The organism is Olivibacter sitiensis DSM 17696 (genome assembly GCF_000427965.1).
GTDB classification, from domain to species: Bacteria; Bacteroidota; Bacteroidia; order Sphingobacteriales; family Sphingobacteriaceae; genus Olivibacter; species Olivibacter sitiensis.
Genome location: NZ_ATZA01000015.1, coordinates 1 through 15,512 on the forward strand (window position 1 = coordinate 1; position 15,512 = coordinate 15,512).

Sequence of the window (15,512 nt, forward strand, 5' to 3'; positions counted from 1 at the left end):
GAATCACATCGGCTGAATATTCCGAACAGCATCGTCATGAGTTGTGTCCATGAATCAAAGGTCTTGTAATAGCGGTCAGACCGGTGCTTGCTCACAAGCATCTCAAATTTGTTCCTTGGAATAAAACCTAATAATTGTTTGAAGATTGGCTGACCGACTAATTTCTTTTCTGTATTTTTATCACTCATATTTTTAGTTTGTCGTAAAACCAAAATATGAAAAAAGGAGCTTGCCAGATATGGCAGCTCCTTAAATTATTTTTTGTCGGTCAGTAGTGATTTTTTTACTTTTATCCTTACCAATTAAAAGAATCAATTATATAACCACATGATGTCGCATGAATGAGGAGCTATTGATTGCAGATTTTGCCAAGGGCAACGAGGTTGCCTTTAAAACTATATTTGATATGTTTCACCGTCGCCTCATCTATTTTGCAGGAGGAATTGTTCCGGACTCGCCAGAGATCGAAGATATCGTACAAGAGGCATTTGAAAAGCTATGGAACCGAAGGCGACACTTTCATCATCTCAACGCTATATTGTCATTTCTGTATCTGTGTGTCAAAAATAACTGCTTGAATCGTTTGAAACATGCTAAAGTGAAAGATAAATACCAGTTTAGGCAAGCAGAACAGGTGGATAGCCATAACGCGATTTTATGGATGATCGAGGCAGAGGTGCTGGAGCATATGCATCAGGCTATCAAAAAACTACCCGAAGGATGTCAGCAAGTGATTTATTATGGCTATTTCAAAGGCATGAACAATAAGGAAATTGCGGATAAGCTTTGCGTATCCATCAATACGGTGAAAACCCAAAAAACGAGAGCCCTGAAAAGCCTAAGGCTCTTGCTAAAAGGTATTGCCGTAATGGGGTTTGTACAGTTATTTAACAGTTTTGGATACGCCCAGTTTTGTTGTCACCCACTTCTATTCACTTGTTGTTATAGCGATGTATGGCTTGCATACCAGATAAATTAATTATGGATCTAGAAATTACAGAACTTATCGTCAAATCTATTCAGGGGTCTATTTCGGTAGAGGAAAGAGAAAAGTTGCTCCGTTGGCGGAAAAGCCATCCTGCCAATGAAGCACTATGGCGCCGGTTGACGGATGCTTCTTATGTCGAGCGTCAATTGCAGGATTGGGAAAAACCGATGTCTGCCGAACGGCAATGGCAAAGGCTGGCAAGCAAGACCGTTCGTACAACGGTTATGAAGCAATTGTTCCCTTGGCTCGGGACGGTAGCAGCCGTCTTGTTTGTCGTTGGTTTCTTTATGGTTTATCAACTGAATTTTTATGTCGGGGAAACCAAAAAGGACTCGGATGTTCGGGCAAAGGAATCCAGTTTTGCGTCCAAGGATGAGGTGGATGCCAGTAGCGTAAGGCTCATTACAAATGATGGGGAAGCACTTCCTTTATTGGAAAAAGGATCTATGGTTATGGTAGAAGGACGTGAACTTCATCATCAAGACGGCCTATTGTCGTATAAGACAACAGATAGGAAATCCATGGATAAGGAACGGTTTAATACCATCGTGGTGCCAAAGGGAAAACGGTACCAATTGGAATTGGAAGATGGCACGAGGGTGTGGATGAACGCCGGATCGTCCATTAAATATCCCGTTCAGTTCATTTCGGCAGAGAGAAGGGTCACATTGGAGGGAGAAGCCTATTTCGAAGTGGTAAAAAATGCTGAAAAACCTTTTGTGATTTCAACGATTAAATCGGAAATATATGTACTAGGTACCTCCTTTAACGTCAATGCCTATGCAACTGAAACGGCAGACAGAACCACCTTAGTGGAAGGCGCTGTAAAGATTACCGGTAGAAAAAAACAAAAGCAACTGCTCCTAAAGGCTGGGGATGAGGCTTTGGTAGACGATGCAACGATGACCAAGAGAAAGGCCGATCTGGATGCGGTACTGGCATGGAAGAATAACCTCTTTATTTTCCGGAATGAGAGTTTGGGGAAATTGATGGAGGTACTTTCCAGGCATTATGCCGTAGAAATAGAATTTGCAAACCCATCGGTCAAGAACTATCATTTTTCAGGTAGATTGGAACGACACGAAGATATAGCCGTATTGTTGGATATTATAAGCCAGACGGCCAAGGTACGTTTTGAGGTGGATCTTGGTAAAGTGATCGTTTACCCTACAAAATAATTTTTGCTGTTGTCACCCATTCTCCCATTTTGGTTGTTGGAGTTTCTAAAAGTGCCCAAATATGACTAGTACTTAACCAATTGTAGTCGGGACATATGTAATTAAACCAACATTATGATAAGTAAAACTCTATTACTCCTAGGGTTGATGGTGAACGTTGCCTTTGCACAAGCCCATCAAAAATTAAGCGTCAACCTAAAAAATGAGCCACTCGCAAAGCTTTTTAGGCTCATTGAGAAAAAAACGGACTATCAGTTTATTTATAGTGATGAGGATATCTCGTCAGTGACCGGTATATCTGTCAAAGCTGATAATGAGGCTATCGGCGACATACTGAAAAGGTCATTTACCGATACGGATTTAACTTATCGGTTCAACAACAAGGTGATCATTGTCTCTCGAAAGAAGCAGGTGACAGGATCCCTAGCAGCACAACCCTTGCTGGTGAAAGGGAAGGTAACGGATGAGCGGGGAGAGGTATTGGAAGGTGTGAGCGTGCGCGTGAAAGGTACATCTGTGGCCACGGCTACCAATACGGATGGAACGTATCAATTGGAAGTGCCGGCCGCTATTGGCACGCTAAGTTTTGATCTGATTGGTTATTCGCCCAGGGAGGTAAGTTTCGATGTCAAAACAACAGGTACGATTGATATGGTCTTGCATGAATCCGTTGATAATCTTCAGGAAGTAGTCGTAGTAGGCTATGGTACCCAAAAGCGAAGTGATTTAACGGGAGCAATAGGTTCAGTAAGTGCTAATAAGATAAACCAAGTGCCCGTTACTACAGCCTCGCAGGCATTGCAAGGGAGGGTTAGTGGTGTTCTGGTATCGCAAAGCAGTTCAAGGCCAGGTGCCGCACCATCTGTTTTGATCCGGGGAAAGAGATCCATTAGTGCCAGTAGTGACCCCTTGTACGTGGTAGACGGCATCCCCATTACCGGAGGGATGGCACAAATAAGTCCAAATGACATCGAGTCCATGGATGTGCTGAAAGATGCCTCTGCAACCGCTATCTATGGCGCGCGGGGATCCAATGGCGTAATCATGATCACGACCAAGAAAGGGGTTGAGGGAGGAACGCAGGTGGACTACAACAGCTTTTTCGGGCCGCAGACTATATTAAGGCAACTGGAATATATGGATGGCGCCACTTTTGTCGAAACTGTTCGCGAGTCTTACCGTGCTACGGGAAAATACCACTCCAGTGTCCCTAGCTGGGAAGAAGACCAAACCATTCCTACCTTTGTGAACGATCCGTATACGCTGGAGTCCATACGCTTGGCCTATGACGAGAATGGAAACTACGATCCCTCTAAGGTGCGATCAGACAGTCGTTGGTGGGATGCCGTACAGCGCACAGGCATGTTTACCGATCATCAGCTAAGTATCCGTGGAGGGAACAAATCTACTCGATTTGTCATTGGTGGAAGCTACAATAGAAATGAGGGAATCTATAAGGACGAAGATTATACCCGGTACTCCTTGCGCATCAATATCGACCATAAGCTGAGCGATATCATGGAAGTAGGTGGACAGACGCAGTTTTCGCATGCTTTGCAAAATAGGGGAAGCAATATGCAGAACAATTGGCGTGTCATGCCCATTGGAAGGTTCTATGACGATGAAGGAAATCTCCTTGCCCGCGTTTCCGGCACGGATGATCAGCATTGGAATCCATTGACACGTTTGGTAGATGGGGCGGTAGTCAACCCGTTGAAAACGAACCAGTTCTTTGGTAGCTATTATGGCGAAATAAAACTTCCCATAGAAGGCCTGCGGTTTCGGAGCAATCTGGGTATTGACTTCACTGCCGTTCAGGACTATGAATTTCAGTCGAGCTTGGCGCGTTCAAGTCGTCCAAATTATGCGCGAAATGCTACGGAGAATAGGTTTATGTATACTTGGGAAAACCTGCTTTTCTACGACAAGGCATTGGATAATCATCATTTGGGCTTTACCTTCTTGCAATCCGTACAACAAAACTTGGTAGAGAGCAACGGCATTCCGGTAGAAAATATACCCTCCGATGCGCTGCTGTATTACAATGTAGGCGCAGGCCTCATACCGGGCACGCTCCTTAGCAATAAGCAGCAGTGGAACATAGCTTCTTTTATGGGACGCGTAAACTATAATTACAAAAGTCGCTATCTACTGACCCTCTCGGCACGTTATGATGGGGCATCACGTTTGGCGGAAAGGCACAAATGGGTACTGTTCCCCGCAGCCGCCTTGGCTTGGCGCATTAAGGAAGAAGGTTTTGTGAAAGATATAAGTGCCTTGGATGACCTGAAATTACGGGTCGGCTATGGCACTACGGCCAGTTCTGAAGTGAGCCCTTATCAAACCAAAGGCACCTTGATAGCGAAGCACTATAATTTCGGTGATGATCATCAGATCGGGTACGCACCGGACATTTTGCCCAATCCCAACCTGACATGGGAGACCACTGGGCAGTGGAATGCCGGCGTGGATTTCTCCTTGCTGGAAAATAGGATAAGCGGATCGGTAGATGTTTATCTGCAGAACACCCATGATCTGCTCATCAATAGGCAGTTGCCGGTGGTATCTGGGTTCAGTGTGGTGATGTCCAATGTGGGCAGAACACGTAACAGGGGTTTGGAAATAGCACTGAATACGCAGAATGTCAGAAAAGACCGGTTTCAATGGAGCACCGATTGGATGTTTTATGCCAATAAGGAAGAGATCGTAGAACTCTACAATGGTAGGGAGGACGATCCTGGGAACAAATGGTTTATCGGACATCCGATTGATGTCAGTTTTGACTATAAGAAAATTGGGATCTGGCAAAATACACCTGAAGATTTGGCGGAAATGGCCCGTTTCAATGCAAATGGAAGCAATTTCATGCCGGGATCTATCCGTTTATATGACAATGGAGACTATATGATCTCGGCCGACGACCGTGTCATCCAAGGGCAGCGCAGGCCCAAGTACATTGCCAGTTTGGTCAATAATTTCCAATATAGCGCTTTTGATCTAAACGTGTTTCTGTACGGAAGTTTCGGAGCCATGCTGGAAAACAGTGTAGAGTACCTCAACCAAGCTCATCGCAATAGTGGTGTAAAGGTCGATTATTGGACACCAGAAAACCCGACCAATGATATGCCAAGACCAATTGAAGGTGTGGACAATTTGGACTACCGCAACACCTTATGGTACGAAAAGGCCGATTTTGTAAAGGTCAGGAATATTTCGCTGGGCTATACCCTGACGGACGGTCTGATAAAAAGCAGCCGAATCAAACGGCTTCGGTTTTACCTTACGGCACAAAATCCCTTCATGTTCACCAATTATACCGGTGTGGATCCCGAGGGAGCCGTGGGATGGGTCGCTCCCAGTGTGCGCTCATGGTTGTTTGGCGTCAATTTAAGTCTTTAAATCTATTAAAAATCAAGATGATGAAAATGAGAGTATTCTATTTGATATATTTATTGGGCAGTGCTATAGCAATCGGCCTAAATGCCTGTCAGTTTTTTTTGGAAGAAAAAAATCCTCCGACCCTGAACCCCGATTTTTATGGGACACAACAGGGAGTCGAGTCGGCACTTACGGCCGTATATGCCTACATGCGGTGGGGAGCCGGAGATGAGCGGTATAATGTATTGACCGAATATGGTACAGACCTGTTTACACAAGGTGAAGACCCGGGACCTTACGCCGCAGGTTTTAACCAATATGGCAGCCAGCTCAATCCGGACGCTATGGTTTTGTACCAGTTGTGGGAGAACCACTACAAGGCCATCGGAACAGCAAACTTGGTAATCCAACAGGCAATGGGCTCCACGGAGTTGTCAGAGTCCCAAAAGGTGGCAGCTGTGGCAGAAATGTCTTTTGGCAGAGCCATGTTTTATTTTGAACTGGTGCAGCAGTTTGGTAGCATCCCCCTAGTACTCGATGTAGCTTTCGAAGCGAGAACAGATTTTAGGCGTAGTCCCATATCGAGTATTTATGGTCAGATTATAAATGATTTGCGCTATGCAACCGAAAACCTGCCTGTGAACCCAAGTGCAACTGGTCGCGCAAGTCGATATGCCGCTGCTCACTTACTTTCGAAGGTCTATTTAACACGGGGAAGTGCCGTGAATGAAGCTCGCGGTCAGCAATCTGCCGATATAGATAGTGCCTTGTTTTATGCTAAGCAAGTGATAGAAAGTCAGAGATACAGCTTGCAGCCTAATTTTGCCGACCTATGGGATATAGGCAATCAAGGAAATAGCGAGATTATCTTTTCCGTTCAGTTTACCACCAATTTGGTGTTCAACGGAGATGGCAATACGTTTCATATGTACTGGGGCTCTTGGTATGAAGATCAGCCTGGCATGCAGCGCGACTTGGTTAATGGTAGGCCATTTAGAAGACACCGTTCGACGAATAAGACCATGTTTGAACTCTTTGACCGCAAGAACGATTCCAGATTCTACAAGAGTTTCAAGTGGACATATTATGCCAATAGGGAAGCTCCTGGGATAGCTATAGGCGACACGGCAATATATTATAGTTTGCTGTCGCCAACAGGCACGCATCCTTACCGCTATTTTACTTGGAATAGGGAAAATCCCAACCAAAATAACCGATACTATCCCGCTCTACTAAAATACCTCGACCCCAATCGGGTAGCGGTAAACGAAGCCAAAGGGAGTAGGGAGTGGATCCGTATGCGCTTGGGCGAAACTTATCTGTTGGCTGCCGAGGCAATGGGTAGGTTGGGCGACTATCAAGGAGCGGCAGATTATATCAATGTCTTAAGGGAAAGAGCCGCTTGGCATGATGGTGAAGAGAAAATGCCTCAGTACTGGAAGGAAGAAGGGGGCGAGATGGGCAATACCGAAAGTACCTATCCGGAAATCAGTGTATCGCCTGCCGATATCAGCACAGACTTTGTCCTCTTTATGCTCAACGAGCGCGCACGTGAATTGCTGGGAGAGACAAATCGCTGGGAAGATCTGGTGCGGTGCGAGCGATTGGAAGATCTGGTGAGGCCATTCAATCCCGAGGCGATTAACCTACGTCCATTTCATAAGTATAGGCCCATACCACAGCAACATATCGATCGGTTGAATCCGCAAGGCACCATAGAGGAGGAACAAAATGAAGGCTATTATTAAAACTGTTCAGACATTGAATAAGATAAGAAACAGGCTATTGGTTGGCACCCTGCTTATCGGTAGTGTTATATCCGCTAGGGGGCAGGGGCAGGGGCAGGTGTCTACTTTTTCTGATCTTCCCAAAGGATATAGCGCCCAGGAAGTTGGACAAAAGTTGAGCAGGCGTTTCTTGGTCAGTGAGCACATGCTGCACGGAGAGAAGTGGATCCATTATGCCGAGGTGTGTACCTGGTTGGGTGCCCTTCGTTTTGCAGATGCCATTGACGATGAAGTGCTAATCGATGAGCTGGAACAACGTTTTAGCCCCCTTTTTACCGCTCAAAAAGACCTGTTGCCCATAAAAAATCACGTTGACCTCAATATGTTCGGCGCTCTGCCATTGACCTTTTATGGTATAAATGCTAATCCCGCATATCTCCATCTCGGTTTGCCGTATGCAGACACGCAATGGGAGTTGCCGGCAGATGCTACCGAAGAGCAGCGTAAGTTGGCAAGCGCAGGATATTCTTGGCAAACCCGATTGTGGATAGACGATATGTTCATGATCACGATCATTCAAGCCGAAGCGTATAAAGTGAGCCAGAAAAGAGATTACATAGAGCGTGCAGCTAAATCGATGGTTTATTACCTGGAGCAGCTGCAGCGTCCGAACGGCTTGTTCTATCATGCGCCAGATGTACCCTTTTATTGGGGCAGGGGCAATGGATGGATGGCGGCAGGCATGACGGAACTCCTAAAAGTTTTGCCCAAAGATAGTGCGCATTACCAACGCATTATGGATAGCTATTTGTTGATGATGGCAAGTCTCAGAAAGTATCAGAATAAAGAAGGCATGTGGAATCAGCTGATTGATGACCCTCTATGTTGGGCAGAAACATCTGGATCTGCTATGTTTGCATATGCATTTATAACCGGGGTGAAGGAAGGATGGTTGGAAAAAGAAGCCTATCAGGAGCCAGCTAAAAAAGCGTGGATAGCATTGGTCAATTATATTAATGAAGAAGGAGATGTGACCGAAGTATGCGTGGGTACTAATAAAAAAAACGACCGTCAACATTACTATGATCGTCCGCGTGTTGCCGGGGACTTTCACGGGCAAGCACCGGTCTTGTGGTGTGCCTATGCATTGTCGTACTGATTTGGATGAAAACCGAAAAAAAGAATATTTTGAAGAGCGTAGTCATTATTTCGATAGGTCTTGTTGTGCTCCTAGCTCAACATTCTTCTGCCCAGCAGTGGCAGGCACAATGGATTACGGCCGTCGAAACGGCAGATAAAGCCAATACCTGGTTGGCCTTTAAAAAGGATATCGCCATAGGAGAAAAACCTTCTGCGGCCATTGCCAAAATAGCCGCCGACAGTAAGTACTGGCTATGGATAAACGGAAAGATGGTCGTGTTCGAAGGTGGACTGAAACGAGGGCCAAATCCCATGGATACGTATTACGATGAGGTAGATATTGCCCCTTTTCTCAGGTCGGGAGAAAACACGATAGCCGTGCTGTTATGGTACTTTGGCAAAGAGGGCTTTTCCCATAAAAGCAGTGGTAGGGCAGGACTGTTGTTTGATTGCCAGTCGCCCGAACTGACTGTACTAAGCGACAGAACTTGGCAATGCAAGCCGCTGGAAGCCTATAAGACTGCGGGAGCCCCAGAACCAAATTTCAGATTGCCTGAATCCAGTATCCTGTACGATGCGCGTGCGGTAGATGCCTCCTGGCAGGAAAATGGGTTGTTGCCTATGCCGAATGCCGTGGAAATGGGAACTGCCGGCAGTGCGCCCTGGAATCAACTCGTCCTGCGGCCTATTCCCTTATTTAAAGATTTTGGTCTTCAAGATTATGATGGTCAACAGCGAATCGCTTCTTCAGAATACGATACCATTGTTTGCCAGTTGCCGTACAACGCCCAGATGACGCCGTATTTCAAAATAAATGCGCCTGAAGATGGACAAAAGATTATCATATGTACGGACAATTACCTTTACTACAATGGGGGTGATGACTATATACGTGCCGAATATATCACTCGGAAAGGGATCCAGGAGTACGAAAACCTTGGGTGGCTCAATGGCCACAAAGTGTACTATATCGTTCCAAAGGGCGTGGAGATACTTGATTTAAAATACCGCGAGAGCGGCTATGATACCGATTTTGCCGGAAGTTTTGCTTGTAGCGATCCTTTTTTCAACAAAATATGGGAAAAATCGAGACGCACACTATACCTTACCATGCGCGACAGCTATATGGACTGTCCAGATCGCGAGCGAGCGCAATGGACCGGAGACGCGGTGAATGAATCTGGGGAAACATTTTATGCCCTTTCGCCATCAAGCCACGCACTATCAAAAAAATGGTTGTTGGAAATCATAGGATGGCAACGCCCTGATGGCAGTCTGTTTTCCCCCGTCCCCGCGGGGAACTGGGATAGGGAGCTTCCCGATCAGCTATTGGCTACCATAGGCTATTATGGGCTTTGGAATTATTATCTCCATACCGGCGATAAGCAAACGTTGGAGAGGTGCTACGCGGCGGCGCAGAAATACTTGTCGCTTTGGGAGCCAGATGGCAAAGGCACCGTCAAGTTTCGAGGTGGCGACTGGACCTGGGGAGATTGGGGCAGCGAAAAGGATATGGTGCTGATCTTTAGTTCCTTTTACTACCTAGCCTTGAAGGGTATGCAACTGGCTGCGATAGCCCTTGATGAAGACGAAGATGCGGCGGATTATCTGGCTAGAATGGATACTTATAAGAAAGCGTTCAACGCCCTATACTGGACAGGTGCCTGCTATCGTCATCCCGTTTACTCGGGGAAGACCGATGACAGGGTGCAGGCGCTCGCCGTGGTTTCTGGTCTGGCGGATGAGGAGAAATTCCCTGCGCTGTTGTCTGTTTTTAAAACGGAAGAACATGCAAGTCCCTATATGGAAAAATATGTGATGGAGGCCCTGTTTCAGATGGGTGAGGTAGAGTACGCACTCGAACGCCATAAGAAACGCTTTGGAAGAATGGTAGACGACCCCAATTTCTCTACCCTGTGGGAGGGATGGAACTTCAACGACCCCACCTACGGTGGAGGCACGGTGAATCATGCATGGAGCGGCGGAGCGCTTACCGTTTTATCCCAATACTTATGCGGCATATCTCCCATCGAGCCAGGGTACAAAACTTTCCAAATTGTACCACAAGTGGGGGAGATGGCTCAAGCTTCGGCTACGGTGTCGACAGTAAGCGGCTATATCAGGTCCTCTTTTGTGCGAGAAACGGATCGTTTTGCCCTAACCGTGGATATACCTGCCGAGACAAGCGGCATCATAGGGATTCCATCAACTTATGCCAGAATATTTCTCAACGACCAATTGATATGGCAGGATGGCAAGTACCAGGATGAGACCTTTGCTCATCCCGATGCAAATTCCTCTCTTGTCAAAATGAAGGTGAACGAAGGAAAATGGAAGATCGTTGCACAATAATTCGACAGTAAACTGCCATACGTCAAAGCTGCAATGCCATTGGTCAAAGAAATTTTAAATAGGTGTTTTCCTGCCTTAGTTTTAGGTTGTATTTATAGAATTAAAAGGAAAAGATCATGCAAAATACACGTATCAACTACCTCGACTGGCTTCGGATTTTGGCCATCTTTGGCGTTCTGCTCTTCCATTCGGCCATGCCGTTCTATCGCGATTATCATTGGCATATTGTCAATCCCGTAAGCAGCGATATACTTAGCGAATTTAATTTCTGGCTTAGTCGCTTCCGTATGCCCTTGCTGTTTTTTGTTTCAGGTGCCGTTACTTCCTTTATGGTCAAGAAACGATCGACAGGGGGCTTTGTATTGCTTAGGCTACGTCGGCTATTCATCCCGGTCATCGCGGGTATATTGATCGTGGTACCACCGCAGGTGTATGTAGAACGCCTTACGCAGGGGTATGAAGGTAGTTACTGGGATTTTTATCCGTCTATCTTCAAGCTTGAGTTTTACCCAAAGGGGAATTTCAGCTGGCACCATTTGTGGTTCATCGTATACCTCTTCATTTATGACCTTCTTTTTGCGCCATTCTTCAAATGGTGCACTACGGATAAGGCGAAAGCGTTTCTTCAAAAACTGGCATTTTTCGGAAAGGGAAAACACGTGTATTTGCTGATGCTGCCCACCACGTTGCTGTTTTGCGGAATGACGCTCCGCTATCCCGAACCAACGAACGATTTGATTCACGATCCGCTTTACTTCCTGTACTGGTTGACGTTCGTATTGGTAGGCTTTATCTCCATGGTGCAGCCAAGTATTATGGATAGCTTGGAGCGCAATAGGCGCTTTTCACTGGGCATGGCCTTTTTGCTGGCGCTGTTTATAAACAGCCTTCGGTGGAGCGATTTCAAGTGGGGAGAGTACGTGTCCAACTATGAACAAGATTGGCGTACCTACGTCTACTTGGCACGTTATCCGCTGGTAGCCTGGAGTTTGGTGTTTGCCATCCTTGGCTATGGGAAAAGATACCTCAACTTTAGGCATAAGGCCATGGCCTATATCAACGAATCTATCTATCCCTTTTATATCCTGCATCAGACCGTCATTCTCGTTATTGCCTACTTCGTGGTTCGCTCTGCCGATGGTGTAGGTCTGAAATATGTGTACATTGTGACAAGTTCCTTTTCCGTATCGATGTTGATTTATCACCTGTTCATCCGGCCCTACCCCCTTCCTCGTTTTCTTTTTGGGATGAAACCTTTGAAAAAGACACCCAAGACGAACATTATTCCCGATATTGCAATACAAACAGAGGGAAGCGTATTAGCTCGCGATTGATTATGGAAGCGGTAAAGAAAATAGACATGCCTGACACGTGGCGGTGGCCGAGGTTCAGCTGGACGGAGAGATTCGTTTTCCCGCCACTCTATGGCCTGCTGATCTATACGATCATACGTTTGATAACGGATGTCATGTCTGGAACCAAATTTTGGTTGAGATCGTGGACACTGAATGCCATAGAGCTATCAACGGTGGTGCTCACTGCTTATCTCTTTGCCTATGTCGTGCGGCGCCTATTGCGAAAGAACCTGCGACTTATAAGTACGAATGAGCAACAAGGACCTTTACGGGAGTTTTTCGAGGTCATACTTTACATGGAAATAGTTGCCGTCGTATTTATACTGCCTATGGTCGCCTTGACGGACGACGGCGCTCAGCTCATCGATGTAGTCAATGTGTGCCTTATCCCACCTTTGTTCAACCTGTTGTACTATACGGTATCCAGGGGCAATGCACTGGTACAGATAAACTATGAACGCCAGCTGCAGCTCGAAAAGATTCACAGCAATACGCTTCAGGCCGAACTTCAGATGCTGCGAGCTCAATATCATCCGCATTTTCTGTTCAATGCGCTGAATACGGTCTATTTTCAAATAGATGAATCCAATGACAAGGCCAGGCATACGGTGGAGCAACTCTCCGAGTTGCTGCGCTATCAGTTGTATGACCAACAGGAAAAGGTACCGGTACGGCAGGAGCTGGACTATCTGCAGTCCTACATTGCTTTACAGCGACAAAGGATGAATGAACGCCTGCAGCTGGAGATAAATTTGGACGGGCAGTGGCCTGGGCGTTCTATATACCCCTCATTGCTCTTGCCTTTGGTGGAAAATGCTTTCAAATATGTGGGGGGCGATTATTTTATATACATCAAGGCTGTCTCAGCAGACACCGATTGCTTGTTTTTTGAGGTGATAAATACCATACCAAAAGAAGCGAAGGCTAACAAAAGCAGTGGTATTGGCCTGGAAAATCTTCGTAGGCGATTGGAGTTACTTTATCCCGAAAGGCATGAGCTGTTTTCTCGTAGTGAAGGAGATAGGTATAGGGCCAATTTGAAAGTTAGATTTTAAATAGGGTAAGCGCCATCTGACCGATGGATAAATTATTTACGAATGAAAATAAAATGTGTCATTACGGACGATGAGCCCATAGCTAGAAAGGGCTTGCAGAGCTATGTGGAAAAAGTAGATTTTCTCCAACTGGAAGGAGTGTGTGAAGATGCTTTGGCCTTGAATACTTTTCTGCAACAGCATGAGGTCGATCTATTGTTCCTGGATATAGAAATGCCTTACCTTTCGGGGGTAGAATTGCTACAGTCATTGATCAAACCGCCAAAAGTAATATTGACGACGGCTTATGAACAATATGCATTAAAAGGTTATGACCTTGAGGTCATCGACTATTTGTTGAAACCCATTTCCTTCGAACGTTTTCTGAAAGCCGCCAATAAAGCATTTGATTTTTTTGACAGGGGCCGTCAAGTGGAAAGTGGTAGGGATTTCTATGTCAAGACCGATGGTAAACTGATGAAATTGAGTTGGCAGGATATTCTCTTCATAGAAGGAATGGAAAACTACATCTGCATATTTACGGATTCCGATAAATATATCGTACACCTGACATTGAAAAACATACTTGAAAAGATGCCGGTCGGTTTTGTTCAAGTTCACAAATCGGCCATTGTCAACATATCCGCTATAAATAGTATACAGGGAAACATGATCGAGATTGGACAACATCGCGTCACTATCTCGCGGAACTTAAAAGATGAGGTATTAAAGAAAATTGTAGACAATAGACTGTTAAAACGTTGATATAATGATGATTGGATATTCTTTTCTCGCAAGAACGACTTGTTTGATGGAGAAGACGTATATTTAAGAAATTAATTTGGGCTGTGTTTGTTCTAAAGATGATCAGTTCTAAATAAATAAACTATGCGATTATCTATAGAAAGAAAGCCCGTAAAGGTATATCCAGATCCTAAGCGTGTCATAGCCCGATTTTTTTATAATGGAGACGAACGTGCTCAAACGGTGGTCAGGCATGTCCTGGCTTTGAACAAGGCACAGATATTTGGCCTCATTTCTCCTTTGTTGCAAGAGTTTTCCAAACGGCATCGTAATATTACCAAAATCTTGATGCGGCATTGCAAGCGAGTGAAAAGTGCGATAGTGGCTGCCGGTAGCGATTTTGACCAATTGGATGACTATACCAAGCTGCTGATAGGCTCCTATTTTACCCACGAATATTCCATAGAATCTGCGGCCTTTTTCAATCCGTCTATTATAGCAGATCCGGATCAGAGCGAGCTTGAAGAGGGCATGCTACGTGTCATTCTAAGTTTTAGGGCAGTTGGTGAAGGGCATATCTCTTCCTTGGTTTTCAGGCGCGCACTTATCAATCGGCACAATGATATCACTGTCCTTCCATCGGGCAATTACGTGGATGAGGCCGATACCATCCGCAATGCCGTTTACGACAAAAAGCTGTTTTTGAGAAAGGCAACGGATGCCAATGTTTGTGAAGTGATCTTAAGAGAAATGGAAGACAAACTGGAAGAACGATTCGAGTATGCCAACCTAAGGGAAGTCATCGTGGCATTCAGGGAACGCTATGCCGAGGATGAGAAGCTGTTGAAGGAAAGCAACCTCATCTTGGCCTTGTCCGACAGCTATCGCGAAATCATCTTTTCGAAAGATACAGATATTAGCGACCGGGTTATTTTCCCTATTTCCGAATTTGAGCGCAAGGGCATCGAAGATGCGCGTTTCGTACGTTTCGAAAAAGAAAATGGAGGGGTTACTTACTACGCTACCTATACCGCCTTTGACGGGGAGCATATTATGCCCAAACTGCTCAAGACGAAAGATTTCTACAGTTTCAAGGTCAGCCCCTTGCACGGCTTGGGCGCCAAGAACAAGAATATGGCACTTTTCCCACGAAAGATCAATGGCAAGTACGTGATGATGTCCCGCTATGATGGGGTAAGCAATTACCTGATGTACTCGGATAAACTGAACGTATGGGAGAATCCCATCAAGCTGCAAGACCCCATCGAGCCTTGGGAGTTCGTACAAATGGGCAACTGTGGGTCACCCATAGAAACAGATGACGGTTGGCTCATCATCACGCATGCCGTAGGGCCTATGAGGCGCTATTGCATCGGTGCTGCGCTTTTGGATAAGGAAAACCCGGAGAAAGAAATTGGAAGGCTGAAAGAGCCTCTCATCATTCCAAACCCCGACGAGCGTGAGGGCTATGTGCCCAATGTCCTGTATTCCTGTGGATCTATCATCAATAATGGCGAACTGATCGTGCCTTATGGCCTGTCTGACCATAGTTCGTCCTTTGCTACGGTCACTCTGAAAATGCTATTGAGCAAGCTTACTGCAAGCGAGCATTAAAC

Annotated in this window: 11 protein-coding genes; 10 read left to right on the plus strand and 1 reads right to left on the minus strand. The window is 45.7% G+C overall.

Features of this window, described 5'->3' with window-relative positions; all coding sequences use genetic code 11:
* A partial coding sequence (locus A37S_RS24205) for a DUF4372 domain-containing protein (protein WP_028297637.1) occupies nt 1–188 on the minus strand: 188 nt, incomplete at its 3' end.
* A 149-nt stretch (nt 189–337) separates the two neighbouring features.
* On the opposite strand from A37S_RS24205, the gene A37S_RS24210 reads away from it, so the two are divergent.
* The 10 genes from A37S_RS24210 to A37S_RS0109640 all read left to right on the plus strand — a co-directional run bounded on the left by A37S_RS24210 (nt 338) and on the right by A37S_RS0109640 (nt 15,510).
* Complete coding sequence (locus tag A37S_RS24210; protein ID WP_051292952.1) at nt 338–979, plus strand: RNA polymerase sigma-70 factor; 642 nt, start codon at nt 338–340, stop codon at nt 977–979.
* A gap of 2 nt (nt 980–981) precedes the next feature.
* Nucleotides 982–2,166: a FecR family protein gene (locus tag A37S_RS26215; RefSeq protein WP_051292954.1), complete on the plus strand. Its 1,185-nt coding sequence runs from the start codon at nt 982–984 to the stop codon at nt 2,164–2,166.
* Between the two features lie 114 nt (nt 2,167–2,280).
* Entirely contained in the window at nt 2,281–5,565 is a 3,285-nt protein-coding gene (locus A37S_RS0109605) for a TonB-dependent receptor (RefSeq protein ID WP_036602067.1), read from the plus strand.
* A 26-nt stretch (nt 5,566–5,591) separates the two neighbouring features.
* Complete coding sequence (locus A37S_RS0109610; protein WP_211229756.1) at nt 5,592–7,292, plus strand: RagB/SusD family nutrient uptake outer membrane protein; 1,701 nt, start codon at nt 5,592–5,594, stop codon at nt 7,290–7,292.
* Nucleotides 7,276–8,430: a glycoside hydrolase family 88/105 protein gene (locus A37S_RS0109615; protein ID WP_084163840.1), complete on the plus strand. Its 1,155-nt coding sequence runs from the start codon at nt 7,276–7,278 to the stop codon at nt 8,428–8,430. The genes A37S_RS0109610 and A37S_RS0109615 overlap by 17 nt, the downstream gene beginning before the upstream one ends.
* Nucleotides 8,431–8,435: 5 nt before the next feature.
* The gene (locus tag A37S_RS24220; RefSeq protein WP_084163841.1) at nt 8,436–10,763 is read left to right on the plus strand and encodes an alpha-L-rhamnosidase-related protein; all 2,328 of its coding nucleotides are present in this window, start codon (nt 8,436–8,438) and stop codon (nt 10,761–10,763) included.
* 116 nt (nt 10,764–10,879) lie between these two features.
* Nucleotides 10,880–12,097, plus strand: a complete 1,218-nt coding sequence (locus A37S_RS0109625) for an acyltransferase family protein (RefSeq protein WP_028296805.1) — start codon at nt 10,880–10,882, stop codon at nt 12,095–12,097.
* A gap of 2 nt (nt 12,098–12,099) precedes the next feature.
* Nucleotides 12,100–13,173, plus strand: coding sequence for a sensor histidine kinase (locus A37S_RS24225; RefSeq protein WP_051292956.1), 1,074 nt, complete (start codon nt 12,100–12,102; stop codon nt 13,171–13,173).
* Nucleotides 13,174–13,215: 42 nt separating this feature from the next.
* A complete protein-coding gene (locus tag A37S_RS0109635) occupies nt 13,216–13,917 on the plus strand; it encodes a LytR/AlgR family response regulator transcription factor (protein ID WP_028296806.1) in 702 nt (233 codons plus the stop codon).
* A gap of 123 nt (nt 13,918–14,040) precedes the next feature.
* Nucleotides 14,041–15,510, plus strand: a complete 1,470-nt coding sequence (locus A37S_RS0109640) for a glycoside hydrolase family 130 protein (protein ID WP_028296807.1) — start codon at nt 14,041–14,043, stop codon at nt 15,508–15,510.
* Nucleotides 15,511–15,512: the final 2 nt, after the last annotated feature.

What these genes read in the sequence shown, in the direction of transcription:
- A37S_RS0109615 (WP_084163840.1), top strand. Translation starts at nt 7,276, where the DNA reads ATGAAGGCTATTATTAAAACTGTTCAGACATTGAATAAGATAAGAAAC.
- A37S_RS0109625 (WP_028296805.1), top strand. Translation starts at nt 10,880, where the DNA reads ATGCAAAATACACGTATCAACTACCTCGACTGGCTTCGGATTTTGGCC.
- A37S_RS0109610 (WP_211229756.1), top strand. Translation starts at nt 5,592, where the DNA reads ATGAGAGTATTCTATTTGATATATTTATTGGGCAGTGCTATAGCAATC.
- A37S_RS0109640 (WP_028296807.1), top strand. Translation starts at nt 14,041, where the DNA reads ATGCGATTATCTATAGAAAGAAAGCCCGTAAAGGTATATCCAGATCCT.
- A37S_RS24210 (WP_051292952.1), top strand. Translation starts at nt 338, where the DNA reads ATGAATGAGGAGCTATTGATTGCAGATTTTGCCAAGGGCAACGAGGTT.
- A37S_RS24220 (WP_084163841.1), top strand. Translation starts at nt 8,436, where the DNA reads ATGAAAACCGAAAAAAAGAATATTTTGAAGAGCGTAGTCATTATTTCG.
- A37S_RS0109635 (WP_028296806.1), top strand. Translation starts at nt 13,216, where the DNA reads ATGAAAATAAAATGTGTCATTACGGACGATGAGCCCATAGCTAGAAAG.
- A37S_RS26215 (WP_051292954.1), top strand. Translation starts at nt 982, where the DNA reads ATGGATCTAGAAATTACAGAACTTATCGTCAAATCTATTCAGGGGTCT.
- A37S_RS0109605 (WP_036602067.1), top strand. Translation starts at nt 2,281, where the DNA reads ATGATAAGTAAAACTCTATTACTCCTAGGGTTGATGGTGAACGTTGCC.
- A37S_RS24225 (WP_051292956.1), top strand. Translation starts at nt 12,100, where the DNA reads ATGGAAGCGGTAAAGAAAATAGACATGCCTGACACGTGGCGGTGGCCG.